The sequence below is a fragment of the Streptomyces lushanensis genome, from assembly GCF_001700515.1.
Lineage (GTDB): Bacteria > Actinomycetota > Actinomycetes > Streptomycetales > Streptomycetaceae > Streptomyces > Streptomyces lushanensis.
Genome location: NZ_MAUD01000357.1, coordinates 1 through 13,852 on the forward strand (window position 1 = coordinate 1; position 13,852 = coordinate 13,852).

Annotated in this window: 13 protein-coding genes; 3 read left to right on the forward strand and 10 right to left on the reverse strand. The window is 72.0% G+C overall.

Annotated elements, in window-relative coordinates:
* Window positions 1-229 (forward strand): aminotransferase class III-fold pyridoxal phosphate-dependent enzyme (locus tag BFF77_RS25785; RefSeq protein ID WP_141698528.1); only part of this gene is annotated, 229 nt, incomplete at its 5' end.
* Window positions 230-356: 127 nt separating this feature from the next.
* On the opposite strand, the gene BFF77_RS25790 is transcribed toward BFF77_RS25785, so the two are convergent.
* Together BFF77_RS25790 and pdxR are read right to left on the reverse strand one after the other, a co-directional pair.
* Window positions 357-746 carry a VOC family protein gene (locus BFF77_RS25790; RefSeq protein WP_066954064.1) on the reverse strand — a complete coding sequence of 130 codons (390 nt, stop codon included), beginning with the start codon at window positions 744-746 and terminating at the stop codon, window positions 357-359.
* Window positions 747-949: 203 nt separating this feature from the next.
* Window positions 950-2,380, reverse strand: a complete 1,431-nt coding sequence (pdxR, locus tag BFF77_RS25795) for a MocR-like pyridoxine biosynthesis transcription factor PdxR (RefSeq protein WP_066954067.1) — start codon at window positions 2,378-2,380, stop codon at window positions 950-952.
* Window positions 2,381-2,427: 47 nt separating this feature from the next.
* Between pdxR and BFF77_RS25800 the strand changes: the two genes are divergently transcribed.
* Complete coding sequence (locus tag BFF77_RS25800; RefSeq protein ID WP_066954070.1) at window positions 2,428-2,937, forward strand: carboxymuconolactone decarboxylase family protein; 510 nt, start codon at window positions 2,428-2,430, stop codon at window positions 2,935-2,937.
* Window positions 2,938-3,118: 181 nt separating this feature from the next.
* On the opposite strand, the gene BFF77_RS25805 is transcribed toward BFF77_RS25800, so the two are convergent.
* The 6 genes from BFF77_RS25805 to BFF77_RS25830 all read right to left on the reverse strand — a co-directional run bounded on the left by BFF77_RS25805 (window position 3,119) and on the right by BFF77_RS25830 (window position 10,375).
* Window positions 3,119-4,108 carry a malate dehydrogenase gene (locus BFF77_RS25805; protein ID WP_066954073.1) on the reverse strand — a complete coding sequence of 330 codons (990 nt, stop codon included), beginning with the start codon at window positions 4,106-4,108 and terminating at the stop codon, window positions 3,119-3,121.
* Window positions 4,109-4,567: 459 nt separating this feature from the next.
* Window positions 4,568-5,791, reverse strand: a complete 1,224-nt coding sequence (locus BFF77_RS25810) for a helix-turn-helix domain-containing protein (RefSeq protein WP_066954076.1) — start codon at window positions 5,789-5,791, stop codon at window positions 4,568-4,570.
* A gap of 473 nt (window positions 5,792-6,264) precedes the next feature.
* Entirely contained in the window at window positions 6,265-7,284 is a 1,020-nt protein-coding gene (locus BFF77_RS25815; RefSeq protein WP_066954079.1) for a helix-turn-helix domain-containing protein, read from the reverse strand.
* On the reverse strand, window positions 7,281-8,168 hold the full coding sequence (locus BFF77_RS25820) for a helix-turn-helix domain-containing protein (RefSeq protein WP_066954082.1): 888 nt from the start codon (window positions 8,166-8,168) through the stop codon (window positions 7,281-7,283). Before BFF77_RS25820 ends, BFF77_RS25815 begins: the two co-directional genes overlap by 4 nt.
* Before the next feature lie 543 nt (window positions 8,169-8,711).
* Complete coding sequence (locus BFF77_RS25825; RefSeq protein ID WP_066954085.1) at window positions 8,712-9,482, reverse strand: DUF3017 domain-containing protein; 771 nt, start codon at window positions 9,480-9,482, stop codon at window positions 8,712-8,714.
* A 29-nt stretch (window positions 9,483-9,511) separates the two neighbouring features.
* Window positions 9,512-10,375, reverse strand: coding sequence for a bifunctional methylenetetrahydrofolate dehydrogenase/methenyltetrahydrofolate cyclohydrolase (locus BFF77_RS25830; RefSeq protein ID WP_066954088.1), 864 nt, complete (start codon window positions 10,373-10,375; stop codon window positions 9,512-9,514).
* 323 nt (window positions 10,376-10,698) lie between these two features.
* Here BFF77_RS25830 and BFF77_RS25835 point away from each other — a divergent pair, with 323 nt between their 5' ends.
* Entirely contained in the window at window positions 10,699-11,307 is a 609-nt protein-coding gene (locus BFF77_RS25835; protein WP_066954091.1) for a hypothetical protein, read from the forward strand.
* A 336-nt stretch (window positions 11,308-11,643) separates the two neighbouring features.
* Here BFF77_RS25835 and purH read toward each other — a convergent pair whose 3' ends face one another.
* Together purH and purN are read right to left on the reverse strand one after the other, a co-directional pair.
* On the reverse strand, window positions 11,644-13,206 hold the full coding sequence (purH, locus tag BFF77_RS25840; RefSeq protein WP_066954095.1) for a bifunctional phosphoribosylaminoimidazolecarboxamide formyltransferase/IMP cyclohydrolase: 1,563 nt from the start codon (window positions 13,204-13,206) through the stop codon (window positions 11,644-11,646).
* Window positions 13,203-13,802: a phosphoribosylglycinamide formyltransferase gene (gene purN / locus BFF77_RS25845; RefSeq protein ID WP_066954097.1), complete on the reverse strand. Its 600-nt coding sequence runs from the start codon at window positions 13,800-13,802 to the stop codon at window positions 13,203-13,205. Before purN ends, purH begins: the two co-directional genes overlap by 4 nt.
* Window positions 13,803-13,852: the final 50 nt, after the last annotated feature.

The following is a 13,852-nucleotide window of genomic DNA, read 5'->3' on the forward strand; positions in this document are numbered from 1 at the left end:
CGGCGGCGCGGTGGAGGCGGTGCGGGGCCGCGGGCTGTGGGCCGGGGTGGACATCGCGCCCTCGCGCGGAACGGGCCGGGAGATCTCGGAGCGGCTGATGGACCGGGGTGTGCTGGTGAAGGACACCCACGGTTCCACGATCCGTATCGCTCCGCCGCTGGTGATCAGCAAGGAGGACCTCGACTGGGGCCTGGACCAGTTGCGCGCGGTGCTGACGGACGGGGACTGACCGGGCGCCGTCCCCTCGGACCCCGGGGGGCGGCGGAACCACCGCCCCCCGGGGCTTGCCGTGAGCCGTACTACGAGGCGTTCAGGAAGTTCGGGAAGTCCAGAAATACGGCATTCCGGAACACGCTCTAGCTCTCGCCGCCGCCGTAGGGGCGCGTGATGGCTTCCATGGCGTGACCGACCGGGTCGATGAAGTAGACGCCGCGGCCACCGTCGTTGTGGTTGATCTCGCCCGGGTGCTTCCGGTGCGGATCGGCGTAGAACGTGACGCCCTTGTCCTGGATGCGCCGGAAGATCCCGTCGAAGTCTTCCTCGCTGACCAGGAAGGCGTAGTGCTGCGGGACGATCGACTCCGGCGGTATCGAGGCGAAGTCGAGGGTGACGCCGTTGCTCAGTTCGACGGGGATGAACGGGCCCCACTCGGTCCCGACCGGAAGGTCGAGGACATGGGCCAGGAACTCGGCGGACTCCCGGTTGTCCCGGGAGTGGACGATGGTGTGATTCAACTGGATGGACACTGTGGAATGCCTCCGTAAGGCACACTCACGGGCACCTCCATGCCTCACCCGGACGGTGACCGACACGCGATGCCGTACCGATCATCGTAATTCGACCGTCGGAGGGTGTCGACAGTCACCGCACGACGGCCAGGACCGGGACCGGTGGCAGCAGGGCGGACGTGGCGGCGGGTCGGCGAGCGGGCGCCGGGTTCGTTACGGGGTCACGGCAGGACGCGGCACAGCGCGTCCAGCGCGCCCGGCCACGCGCTGTCCGACGGCGTGCCGTAGCCGACCACCAGGGCGTCGGTGCCCGGCGCGACGGACGGGTGCCGGAAGCGGCTCAGACCGTACACCGCCAGGCCCTGCCAGGCGGCGGCCTCGACCACCGAGCGCTCGGTGCGCGGCGGGAGTTCGACGACGGCGTGCAGACCGGCCGCGATGCCGGTCACCCGGATCTCCGGAGCCCGTTCCGCGAGCGCGGCCACCAGCTGGTCGCGGCGGCGCCGGTAGCGCAGCCGCATCGAGCGCACATGACGGTCGTACGCGCCCGAGGTGATGAACTCCGCGAGCGTGAGCTGGTCGAGCGCGCTCGACGCCCAGTCCACCTCGCCCTTCACCGCGCCCACCTCGCGGACGAGTTCCTCGGGCAGTACCAGCCACCCGAGCCGCAGTCCGGGCGTCAGGGACTTGCTCGCGGTGCCGAGGTACACCACCCGTTCGGGATCGAGTCCTTGAAGGGCGCCGACGGGCTGCCTGTCGTAGCGGAACTCACCGTCGTAGTCGTCCTCCAGGATCAGCCCGTCCGCGGCCCGCGCCCAGTCCACGGCGGCCGAGCGCCGGTCCGGATGGAGCGCCATGCCGAGGGGGAACTGGTGCGCCGCGGTCAGCAGTACCGCCCCGACACCGCGCAGGTCCGCCAGTTCCTCGGTGCGGGTGCCGCGCGCGTCCAGCGGGAGGGCCGGGGTCCGCAGCCCAGCCCCGGTCAGCGCGTCGCGGTGGAAGCCGAGACCGTACGACTCGACGGCGACCGCCGGTACCCCCCGGGCCCTGAGCACCTGGCCCAGCAGCATCAGCCCATGGAGGAAGCCGGAGCAGACGACGATCCGCTCCGGAGCCGCGTACACGCCCCGGGCGCGCGGCAGGTACTCGGCGAGGGCGGTCCGCAGTTCGATCCGGCCCAGAGGATCGCCGTACCCGAAGGCCTCGTGGGGCGCGGCCGTCAGCGCCCGGCGGGCGGCCGTGAGCCACTGGGCGCGCGGGAACGCGGCCAGGTCGGGAGAGCCGGGCAGCAGATTGTGGGCGGGCCCGCGACGGACCGGCCGGGTCCTCGGCGGTGCGGGAGCGGCCCTGCGCGGCGCGGCCCGCCGGGCCACGCGGGTGCCCGAGCCCTGCCGGGCGGTGAGCCAGCCCTCGGCGGTCAGTTCGGCGTAGGCGTCGGCCACGGTGTTACGGGCGACGCCCAGGTCGGCGGCGAGCGAACGGGAGGACGGCAGCCGGGTGCCGGGGGCGAGCCTGCCCGTACGGACGGCCTCGCGCAGGGCGTCCATGAGCCCGGCGCGCAGTCCGGGGCCACGCAGCTCAAGATGGAGATCGACCCCGAGGACGCCGCTCGCCGCGGGTTCGGGCGGGGATTTGGCCCAGGGATCCGTCATGGGAATGGACCATACCCCTGCGCCACCGGGCGCGTAGCGTCGTCATCATGACAACGCACACAGAGAACGAGACGAAGCGATACGCTCCCGAGCACTCCCCGCGTCTCGACCTGGCCAAGCTCGCTCCCGAGGTCTACAAGGCCATGGTCCGGCTGGACGCCGCCGCCCGGCACGGGGTCGATCCCACCGTGCTCGAACTGGTCAAGATCCGCGCGTCGCAGCTCAACCACTGCGCGTTCTGCCTCGACATGCACACCAAGGACGCGCTGGCGGCCGGCGAGTCGGTGGAGCGCGTCATCCAGCTCAGCGCCTGGGAGGAGTCGCGGCACTTCTACACGGCCAAGGAGATCGCGGCGATCGAGCTGACCGAGGCGATCACCGTGCTGACCGACGGTTTCGTGCCGGACGAGGTGTACGGGAAGGCCGCGGAGCAGTTCGACGAGACCGAGCTGGCCCATCTGATCGCCGCGATCACGGCGATCAACGCCTGGAACCGGTTCGGTGTCTCCACCCGGATGGTGCCGGGCCACTACACCCCTGGCCAGTACGCGCACTGACCGCGCGGGCTCTGCCGGGGCGTGCGGTCGGGACGTGCGGGCGGGGCGTGCGGGCGGGGCGTGCGCACTCGCTGGACGCCGGAACGCCCCCGACGGGAGTCGGGGGCGTTCCGATGTCCGCAGCCGGTGTCAGGCTCTTCGGGCTTGGCTCAGGGCCTTCGCTCCTGGGGCTTCGGAGCCGTCAGATCAGGCCCAGCGCGCGCACCGCGTCGCGCTCCTCCTGGAGCTCCTGCACCGAGGCGTCGATACGGGCCCGCGAGAACGCGTTGATGTCCAGGCCCTGGACGATCTCGTACACGCCGTTGCCGGCGGTGACCGGGAAGGAGGAGATCAGGCCCTCCGGCACACCGTAGGAACCGTCCGACGGGATGCCCATGGAGGTCCAGTCGCCCTCGGCGGTGCCGTTGACCCAGGTGTGGACGTGGTCGATGGCCGCGTTGGCGGCGGAGGCGGCCGAGGACGCGCCACGGGCCTCGATGATCGCCGCACCGCGCTTGGCGACGGTCGGGATGAACGTCTCGGCCAGCCAGACCTCGTCGTCGACGGTCTCGGCGGCGTTCTTGCCCGCGATCTCCGCGTGGAAGATGTCCGGGTACTGGGTGGCGGAGTGGTTGCCCCAGATCGTCAGACGCCTGATGTCGGAGACGGCGGCGCCGGTCTTCGCGGCGAGCTGCGAGATGGCGCGGTTGTGGTCGAGACGGGTCATCGCGGTGAAGCGCTCGGCCGGTACGTCGGGCGCGGCGGCCTGCGCGATCAGCGCGTTGGTGTTCGCCGGGTTGCCGACGACGAGGACCTTGATGTCGTCCGCGGCGTGGTCGTTGATGGCCTTGCCCTGCGGCTTGAAGATGCCGCCGTTGGCGGAGAGCAGGTCGCCGCGCTCCATGCCCTTGGTACGGGGACGGGCGCCGACCAGCAGTGCCACGTTCGCGCCGTCGAAGGCGACGTTCGGGTCGTCCGTGATCTCGATGCCGTCGAGCAGCGGGAAGGCGCAGTCGTCCAGCTCCATCGCGGTGCCCTCGGCGGCCTTGAGGCCCTGCGGGATCTCAAGGAGACGGAGCCTGACCGGCACGTCCGCGCCGAGCAGATGGCCGGACGCGATGCGGAAGAGCAGCGCGTAGCCGATCTGGCCGGCCGCGCCGGTGACGGTGACATTCACGGGAGTGCGGGTCATGGCGGTCTCCGTAAGACGCTGGCGGTGGGGGTCCCTGCCCCTGGTGCGGGACATCTCCGCGGCCGCGAATCTTGACGTGAAGAGATATCCGGCGATCAGGCTATCCGACCCGCGCCCGGACGGGCCGTCGGCCCCCAGGTCCTGTCCGGTCGGTCTTCGTGGATCGGGCCGCGGCTTCCGGTGGAGGGGGTACCTCCCGTGCCGTTCAGGCCACGGGGGAGCATCGCAAGGCGGAGGATCGCCCGCGTACTGGATGTACTCGGGAGACGCCGACAACGCCGACAACGCAGCGAGGTGCCGTGCCGGGCGTCGCGGACCCGCGAAGATCGACCGGACAGGGCCCGGTTGCACGGCTCACGACGGCGTGTTCGTGGGCGCGCCCGCCGGGCGCCGGTACCGCTAGGGCGGCGGGCGGCCGGGCCGTCCGCCGGGACGTGCGTGCCGTCGCCGGCCGCTCGCTCAGCGCGTCGAAGTGCAGCCCGTCTCACCCGTCATGAGTGTCGCGCACGCCTTCGCGCTGCCCGCGTCCGGTACGGCGACCATCGGCGTGTACGCGTTGGCGGCCACCTCCACCACGCCGTTCTGGGCCTTGCCGCCCGCGCTGATCCGTACCTCGTCGCCCGTCGCCGCCTGGGTGATCCGCGCCCAGGCCGCCCCGCACGTCGGGCTGTGACGTACCTCGATCAGGGCCGTGCCCACCGTGGCGCTGGAGACGGTCGTGGCGAACTCCCCGCCGCAGCCCATCGTCTCCGGGTCCTGTCCTGAGCAGTCGTCACCACCGCACTTCACACCGGGCGGCAGTACGGGGCTGCTGCTGAGGGACGGCGAGGGCTTCGGGGACTCCGCGACGGCCTTGCCGCCGCCGTCACCGCCGATGTCGGTCAGCAGCACCGCGGCGGCCACCACCGCCAGCGCGCCGACCACGCCCACCGCGAAGACGATCGCCTTGCGCCGTCCGCGCCCGCCGCCACGGCCCGGGCCCTGCGACGGCGGCCGTGGCGGGGCCGCCGGGCCGCCGGGCGGCGGTACGGCACGGCCCCCGGGCCCGCCCAGGTCGGCGCCCCTGCCACGGCCGAAGTCAAGGGTGGCTCCACCGGGCCGGCCCACGGGGCCCGCACCGGGGCCGGCCGGGCCGCCAGGGCCACCGGAGCCCATGGGGCCGACGGGCGCACCGGACCACCCGGATCCACCGGGCCGACCCGAACGGCCTGTACCGCCGGGCCTGTCGGAGGCGCCAGGGCCACCGGGGCCACCGGACCGCCCCGATCCGCCGGGCCGACCGGGCGCGCCGGAACCGCCCGGGCCGCCAGGGCCACCGGGGTGTCCGACAGCCGGGTTCTCGCCGGTCTCGGCCAGCGCCGCCCGCGCCTGGGAGATCCGTATCGCTTCCATGGTCATGTCGTGGCGCATCTCGGAGCGGCTCCACGCGCGCTCCGCCAGCTCCCACATCGTGGTGAGATGCGTCGGATTCGTGCCGGTGACATCGGCCAGCGCCATGACCGCGCCCTTGGGCGCGAGCAGCCGCCCGTTGAGATAGCGCTCCCAGGACGTCTTGCTGTAGCCCGTCCTGTCGGCCACCGCGGCGATGCTCAGACCGCTGCGGTTCACCAGCCTGCGGAGCTGACTGGTGAACTCCTTGACTTCCGGATCGAGTTCCTCCGGTAGCGCCTTCCAACGAGGCATGTGCCTCCCCCTTGTCCCCCCGCGACGTGCCCAATGTGCTCCGCGACACCCACAGGGATGCGCCGGGTCAGGATGGCAGTTCCTACGTCGGCAGCGCACGGAGGCATTTGGGTGCGGTATCGCGCTCTCTCGCGCGCCCCCTGTACCGAACCCCGCTTCAAGTCTCGCATCCGTTGCCCGTTGATCACACCATGGCGGAATGGTCACCTCCATGCATCAGGCGATAGGCAACCCTTGAACCCGTTTGGCGCGTGCATGACGCTGATATCTGTGTCGCAGAACACCGCGGGCGGCACCGCGGACCGGCACGGGGGCGGACGGCGCCCGTCCTTCTTCGGGGGAGGGGACGGGCGCCGTTCACCTTTTTCTCCTGGTCCTATCTCCCGCTCATCCCGCTTCTCCTGCTCGCCGGCTCACCTACGCGTCGGCTCACCAGCTCACCGGCTCTGCGGCTCTGCTGTCGGCTCGTCGGCTCACCGCTTCGCAAAGGCACTGAAGCACTCCTCATTCCCGTCCCGGTCCGCGCCCGGCCGCAGACACACCCGCGCGTCGGCCGGATCGCTCGCTCCGGCCATGGGAGTGGAGACGTAACGCCCGACATCGCGCCGGATCGCGACGAGTTCGGCCGTCTTTCCGCCGGGCGCGGTCAGGACGACGCGGTCGCCCAGGCGCAGCCGGCTCGCCCGTACCCAGACGGCACGGCAGTACTCCCCGTAGCGCAGTTCCAGCCGCTGACCGCCCGTGGCCGTGAAGGCGTTGACGGTCGCGACCATCCCCTGGCCGCCGCAGTTCATGACCTGCGGATTCTTGCCGTCACAGGCCGATTCCCTACAGCCCGGCACCAAGGGCGAGGCCTGGATCCAGGTGGCGTCGGCGGCGTTCCGCCGGTGCCCGTCGTCGCCGTCGTCCCGCAGCAGCCCGGTTCCGGCGAGGACCGCCGTCACGACCACCGCCGTCACAACCACCGCTGCCGCCGTCAGGGCGGGCGTCGGAACCCGGCGGCGCTTCCCGGACAGTTCGTCCGGGTGTGTCCGAGCCGTGCCGTCCGGGTCCGGTGTGCCGGTCGAGGCCGCCGTACTGGTCACGGCCGCGGTACGGGTCACCGCCGCGGTACCGGTTACGGCCGCCGTACCGGTCGAAGTCTCGGAATCGGTCGAGGCCGCCGCGCCCGCGGTTTCGGCGACGTGCGTCGCGGACGCACGGCGGTCCGGCGCGCCCGATGTCTCCGCCCGGCCGCTCCACGCCGCGTCGGCCAGTTCCCAGAGCACCAGCAGCCGCCCCGACGGCTCGTCGGCGAGCGCGCAGAGGGCCTCCACCGCCTGCCTCGGCAGCGGTTGCGTTCCGTTGAGATACCGCTGCCAGGACGACTTGCTGTACGGGGTGCGCGCGGCCAGGGCCACCAGACTCAGCCCCGTACGCTCCCGCAAAGCGCTCAGTTCCGCCGCCAGCCGCTCGCCCTCCGCGGCTCTCGGCACCGCGCCGGCTCCGCTCATCGCCGTAACTCTCCCCAGGTGTCGGGCCCGACGATGCCGTCGTCGACCAACCGGCGAGCGGCCTGGAACTTCCGCACGACCGCCTTGGTGCCCGGCCCGTACAGTCCGTCGATCTCACCGGGGTCGAAGCCGTGACGGCGCAGCAGGCACTGCGCCTCCACGACATCGCGGCCGTTGCCGTTGATGTCGATGAGCGCTTCCGTGGTGAGGCTGTGCCCGGCGTAGGACAGGCCGTCCTTGCGGCCGGTGGCGCACTCGTACGTACGGCCGGGCCCATAGGTCTGTACGGACGGGGCCTGCGTGTCCTCGGCCGGCGCCAGCAGCAGCCCTCCGGAGAAGGCGGCGACCGTGGAGACGGCCGCTCCGGCGAGCGCGTACCGCAGCGGGACGAGGCGCCGGGCGGGCGCGGGCCGGTCGTCGGGCGGCCCGACAGGAACAGGTGACGACGGGGGCGGCGAGGGCGGTCCGGATTTCTCGGCCGGCTGCCCGGACTCCCCCGAGTCCTCGGGCTGTCCGGCACCCGCGAGCGCATCCGTACCGACAGCCGCACCGACACCTGCACCGGCACCCACGCCCGCACCCGCACCCGCACTCGCGGCGCCTGGACCGCCGTTCGCCGTCGGGGCCCGCTCCATGGCCACCTCGTGCAGTACGAGCAGCCGTGTCGGATCCGCGCCGCACACCCGTGCCAGTTCCTCCACCGCTGCCCGCGGCACCGGCTGCTTGCCGTTGAGATACCGCTCCCAGGAGGAACGGCTGTAGCTGGTCTTCGCCGCCAGGGCGGCCAGACCGAGACCGGAGCGGTCCTTCAACCGCCTCAGCTGGACGAGAAGTTGCTGTTCCCTTTCGGGCAGGTCCGAAGGAAGCTCTTTCCAACGCGGCATGTCCACCTCATGCGCTATCGGGTCGCTTCGACACTCCAGCCCGGTTCTCCCCGGGACGGCGACCTCTGAACACAGGGTTACGAGGCCCGGCGGCCGTCCACCACCTTCAGGACAGGCCACCCGCCGCGACGACCGGTCCCGCCGCGTCCCACGCCGTCCCACGGGAGGAGACGTCCCCGCAGGTGGACGTCGTACGCGTCCCACAACCGCCCACATCGGCGCACCGGTCTGGCGGCGGACCGATATGACGCGGAACAGTCTGTGGTGCACACCGGGCGGCGCGGTCCACCCCGCGCCGCCCTGGGCACACGGGGGTGTTGCCTGAAACGGCGGTGGCCCGTACTCCTCGGGGGAGAGTACGGGCCCACGTCACGCATCGGGGTCACGCATCGGTTCGGTCGGTGCTCGGGCGGATCCGGAGACCGACACGTCCGAAGACCAACGGGGCCGAAGACCGACGGGGCCGAAGACCGACGGGGCCGGAGACCGACGGGGCCGGAGACCGACGGATCGAGCGGTCAACGGATCCAGGGGCCGGCGGCTCTACGGCACGGTCGAGTGGACGATGTCCTCCAGGAACGGGATCTCCAGCCATGGCTTGGGCTGTGTCATGAGCGAGAGCATCACGATCACGACGCCCAGCAGGCCGTACGTGACCATGTCGGTGAAGCGCGAGCGCACGGCGAGCATGCCGACGGAAGGCATCACACGACGCAGCACGGCACCGCCGACGAGGGCGAGGCCGATCAGGATCGTGCCGATCCGGAACGCCTCGGCGAACGGGTGCAGACCGACGATCAGCAGCCCGAGTCCGGTCGTCCCCAGCACGCTGAGCAGCGGCCACTGGCGGGCGGGCGCGGGCGCGTCCCCCGGAGCGGCCCGTCCGCCGCCCTCGGGCCGCGCGGTGTAGCGGGTGACCGCCGAGAACCGCTGGCTCGTCTCCTCGGACTCGTCACCCTCGGCGCCCTCGACGGTGTCCACGCCGTCCACGCCGTCAGCGCCGTCCGTCCTCACCTCGGTCTTCACGTCGTCGGGCACGGTGTGCCGGGCGTCCGCGTCCTGGGCGTCCGCCGGATCCGGCGCGTCCAGTACGGCCCGCCGCGTCTCCACGGACGTCCGCTTCGTGTCCACCGGCCCGGCGGCCGGGTCCGGAGCAGCCGCTCCGGACCCGCCGGACCCCCCGGACACCTCCGGGACCACCTCGGACACCTCCGGGACCGGCACGGCGGCAGCGGCAGCCACCGCGCGCTCCGGCGCCTCGCGGGCGTCACGCCCCGGCCGGGCCGCGTCGCCCGTGCTCGTACCAGCACCCATGGATGCCCCTTTCCGCGTCACCGTACGGTTCAGCCCGCGTCGGCGGCGGCGCGTTCCGCCGCCTCGACCACGTTGACCAGCAGCTGCGCGCGGGTCATCGGGCCGACACCGCCCGGGTTGGGCGAGATCCAGCCCGCCACCTCCGCGACGCCCGGATGGACATCTCCGACGATCTTCCCGTTCTCGTCCCGGCTCACGCCCACGTCGAGGACCGCCGCGCCCGGCTTCACGTCCTCCGGCTTGACGATGTGCGGCACGCCCGCCGCCGCCACGATGATGTCCGCCTGCCTGAGCTGCGCCGACAGATCGCGGGTGCCCGTGTGGCACTGCGTCACGGTCGCGTTCTCGGACTTACGGGTCAGCAGCAGCGGGATCGACCGGCCGACCGTGATACCGCGGCCGACGACCACCACATGCGCGCCCGCGATCGTCACACCGTGGTGGCGCAGCAGCTGGATGATGCCGTACGGAGTGCACGGCAGCGGGCCCGCCTCGTTGAGCACCAGCCGCCCGAGGCTCATCGGATGCAGCCCGTCCGCGTCCTTGAGCGGATCCATCAGTTCCAGTACCCGGTTGGTGTCGATGCCCTTGGGCAGCGGCAGTTGCACGATGTATCCCGTGCACTCGGGGTTGGCGTTCAGCTCCGCGACCACCGCCTCGATGTCCTCCTGGGAGGCCGTGTCGGGCAGTTCGCGCTGGATCGAGGCGATGCCGACCTGCGCGCAGTCGCGGTGCTTGCCGTTCACGTACCAGCGGCTGCCGGGATCGTCCCCGACCAGCAGGGTTCCCAGGCCGGGCGTGACACCTCTCGCCTTCAGTGCCGCCACGCGGGCGGTCAGGTCGGACTTGATCGCGGCTGCGGTGGCCTTGCCATCGAGAATCTGGGCGGTCATGCCCCCATCCTCGCGGATGCCTCTCCCCGGTTCCAATTCGCCTTCCGATTCGCCTTCCGGCTCGCGGCCCGGTTCGCCGCCCCGCGGTGGCTTGGGGTGGCCCCCGTCACACGCCCGCCGCTCGCGCGGGTCGCGCCGGTCGAACGGACAGGAGGTTGCACTTGCACAACGCCCGCGTCATCACGCTGGACAAAATAAGACGTTGATAACACGATTACCGCGCAGTGTGCGGCCGACGTCGGGGGGCAGACCGCTCAGTCCTGAGAAGTTCCTCCTGCCCGGGTCGTCAACGTCCCCAGCTTCACCAACGGAGGAACCCCGCCATGAGCTTCGGTGATCCCAACAACCCGTACGGCCAGCCGGGCCAGCCGGGGCAGCAGCCCGGCTACGGCCAGCAGCAGAGCCAGCCGGGTTACGGTTACCCGCAGGGCCAGCAGCCCGGTTACGGCTATCCCCAGGCCCCGCCGGTCCAGCCGTACGGCGGCTACCCGGGTGCTCCCGGCGTCCCGATGGAGATGCCGGGCGGTGTCAAGGCGGCCCGCGTGATGCTGTGGGTCATCTTCGGCCTCAGCCTGATCGGCATGTTCATCTTCGCGATCGCCGCCGCGGCCGTCTCCGCCGCCAAGAACGACGCGCAGCTCCAGGACGACGTTCAGTTCCAGCAGCTCGCCGACTACTCGGGCGGTCTGCTGTGGGGCATGACCGTCATCGCCCTGCTGACGTGCATAGGCTCGATCGTCCTCGCCGTGAAGTTCGGCAAGGGCGGCAAGGGCGTGCAGGTCGGCGGCATCGTGTTCGGCGTGATCGTCGCGATCCTCGGCATCTACCCCTTCGTCGGGTTCGGCCTGATCTACACGGTCCTCGCCATCCTGATCGCCGTCTTCGTGGGGAAGGCCGACGGCGCCGCGTGGTTCAACCGCCCGCGCTACTGAGGCCCGTCGGAGCTTCCTTGCCTTTCCTTGAGCGCGCACCGAGCAGGCACGAGGGCCGTACTACCCGCACCTCGGCGGGTACGACGGCCCTCCGTCGTTCTGTGGCACGCCCTCCGGTGTCCCGCCGCCCGGCGCTCCCGCCGTGCGCCGCGTCCGGGGGCCGTACCCCGCGCGGATGACGCGGGGTACGGCCCCCGGGAGCTGGACCCACCGGGGAGCCGGTGCCGGGTCCGAGTCCGGGTCCGGGTCCGAGTCCCGATGAAGGACCGGACGCCGGATCCCGGCCCCCGGCTCCCGGCTCCCGGCTCCCGGAGCTCAGTCCTCAGTCCTCAGACCTCAGTGGAAGAAGTGGCGCGTCCCGGTGAAGTACATCGTCGCGCCGGCCGCGCGCGCCGCCTCGACGACCTGCTCGTCACGGACGGAACCGCCCGGCTGGACCACCGCCTTGACGCCCGCGGCCAGCAGGATCTCCAGCCCGTCGGGGAACGGGAAGAACGCGTCGGACGCCGCGTAGGCGCCCCGCGCGCGCTCCTCGCCCGCCCGCTCCACCGCGAGCTTCGCGGAGTCGACGCGGTTGACCTGGCCCATGCCCACGCCCACCGACGCGCCGCCCCTGGCGAGCAGGATCGCGTTGGACTTGACCGCGCGGCACGCGCGCCAGGCGAAGGCCAGCTCCGCCAGCCCGGCCTCGGACAGCGCCTCGCCGGTCGCGAGGGTCCAGTTCGCCGGATCGTCGCCGTCGGCCTGGAGCCGGTCGGTGACCTGGAGCAGCGCACCGCCGTCGACCGGCTTGACCTCGGTCGTCGAGGCCGGCGGCTCGGCGCAGCGCAGCACCCGGATGTTCTTCTTGCGGGCGAGCACCTCGACCGCCCCGTCCTCGTACCCGGGCGCGACAATCACCTCGGTGAAGATCTCGGCGACCTGCTCGGCCATCGCGACGGAGACCGGTCGGTTGACGGCGATCACGCCGCCGAACGCGGACAGCGGGTCGCACTCGTGCGCCTTGCGGTGCGCCTCGGCGACATCGGCGCCGACCGCGATCCCGCACGGATTGGCGTGCTTGATGATCGCGACACAGGGCTCGGCGTGGTCGTACGCGGCCCGGCGCGCGGCGTCCGTGTCCGTGTAGTTGTTGTACGACATCTCCTTGCCGTGCAGCTGCTCGGCCTCGGCCAGACCGCCCTCGCCGCTCGTGTAGAGCGCGGCGGGCTGGTGCGGGTTCTCGCCGTAGCGCAGCACGTTCTTGCGGGTGTACGTGGCGCCCAGGAAGTCGGGGAAACCCGAGTCGTCGGCGGCGGCGTACTCGTCCGCGAACCAGGAGGCCACGGCCACGTCGTACGCGGCGGTGTGCTGGAACGCCTCCGCCGCCAGCCGCTTGCGGGTCGTCAGATCGAATCCGCCGCCCCGCACGGCCCCGAGGACGTCCGGGTACCGCTCGGGGCTGGTGACGACCGCGACCGACGGATGGTTCTTGGCGGCGGCGCGGACCATCGAGGGCCCGCCGATGTCGATCTGCTCGACACACTCGTCGGCGCCGGCGCCGGACGCGACCGTCTCACGGAAGGGATAGAGGTTCACGACGACCAGGTCGAACGGCTCGATGTCCAGCTCGGCGAGCTGCTCGCGGTGCGAGTCGAGCCGCAGGTCGGCGAGGATCCCGGCGTGGACGCGCGGATGCAGCGTCTTGACGCGGCCGTCCAGGCACTCGGGGAAGCCGGTCAGCTCCTCGACCTTGGTGACCGGTACACCGGCCGCGGCGATCCTCGAAGCGGTGGAGCCAGTCGAGACCAGGGTGACGCCCGCCTCGTGCAGCCCGCGGGCCAGTTCCTCCAGGCCCGTCTTGTCGTAGACGCTGACCAGCGCCCTACGGATGGGGCGGTTCGTACCTTCGGCGGTCACTGGATCGTTACCTTTCGTCCCTCAATGCGATAGCCGTGCCGGGCCAGACGCCCCACGACCTCGACGAGCAGGCGTCGCTCGACTTCCTTGATGCGCTCATGGAGAGCGTCTTCCCCGTCCTCGTCCCGCACCTCGACCACGCCCTGCGCGATGATCGGGCCGGTGTCGACGCCGTCGTCGACGAAGTGGACGGTGCAGCCGGTGACCTTCGCGCCGTACGCGAGCGCGTCACGTACGCCATGGGCACCGGGAAAACTGGGCAGCAGGGCGGGATGCGTGTTGACGAACCGCCCGCCGAAGCGCGCGAGGAACTCCTTGCCCACGATCTTCATGAAGCCGGCCGAGACCACCAGATCCGGTGCGTGGGCCGCGGTCGCCTCGGTCAGCGCCGCGTCCCACTCGTCACGCGTGCCGTAGTCCTTGACTCTGCGGACGAAGGTCGGCAGTCCGGCGCGCTCGGCCCGCGCCAGGCCCTCGATGGAGCCCCGGTCCGCGCCGACCGCGACGATCCGTGCCCCGAAGGCCGCCGGGTCGTCGCCGATGGCGTCGAGCAGGGCCTGGAGATTCGTGCCGGAACCGGAGACCAGCACCACCACCCGGGCAGGACCGGCCGTGGCGGGCGGGAAGGCGGCGGACGGTGCGGGGG

What these genes read in the sequence shown, in the direction of transcription:
- pdxR (WP_066954067.1), bottom strand. Translation starts at nt 2,380, where the DNA reads ATGACGGATCCCTGGGCCAAATCCCCGCCCGAACCCGCGGCGAGCGGC.
- BFF77_RS25800 (WP_066954070.1), top strand. Translation starts at nt 2,428, where the DNA reads ATGACAACGCACACAGAGAACGAGACGAAGCGATACGCTCCCGAGCAC.
- BFF77_RS25805 (WP_066954073.1), bottom strand. Translation starts at nt 4,108, where the DNA reads ATGACCCGCACTCCCGTGAATGTCACCGTCACCGGCGCGGCCGGCCAG.
- BFF77_RS25810 (WP_066954076.1), bottom strand. Translation starts at nt 5,791, where the DNA reads ATGCCTCGTTGGAAGGCGCTACCGGAGGAACTCGATCCGGAAGTCAAG.
- BFF77_RS25815 (WP_066954079.1), bottom strand. Translation starts at nt 7,284, where the DNA reads ATGAGCGGAGCCGGCGCGGTGCCGAGAGCCGCGGAGGGCGAGCGGCTG.
- BFF77_RS25820 (WP_066954082.1), bottom strand. Translation starts at nt 8,168, where the DNA reads ATGCCGCGTTGGAAAGAGCTTCCTTCGGACCTGCCCGAAAGGGAACAG.
- BFF77_RS25825 (WP_066954085.1), bottom strand. Translation starts at nt 9,482, where the DNA reads ATGGGTGCTGGTACGAGCACGGGCGACGCGGCCCGGCCGGGGCGTGAC.
- BFF77_RS25830 (WP_066954088.1), bottom strand. Translation starts at nt 10,375, where the DNA reads ATGACCGCCCAGATTCTCGATGGCAAGGCCACCGCAGCCGCGATCAAG.
- BFF77_RS25835 (WP_066954091.1), top strand. Translation starts at nt 10,699, where the DNA reads ATGAGCTTCGGTGATCCCAACAACCCGTACGGCCAGCCGGGCCAGCCG.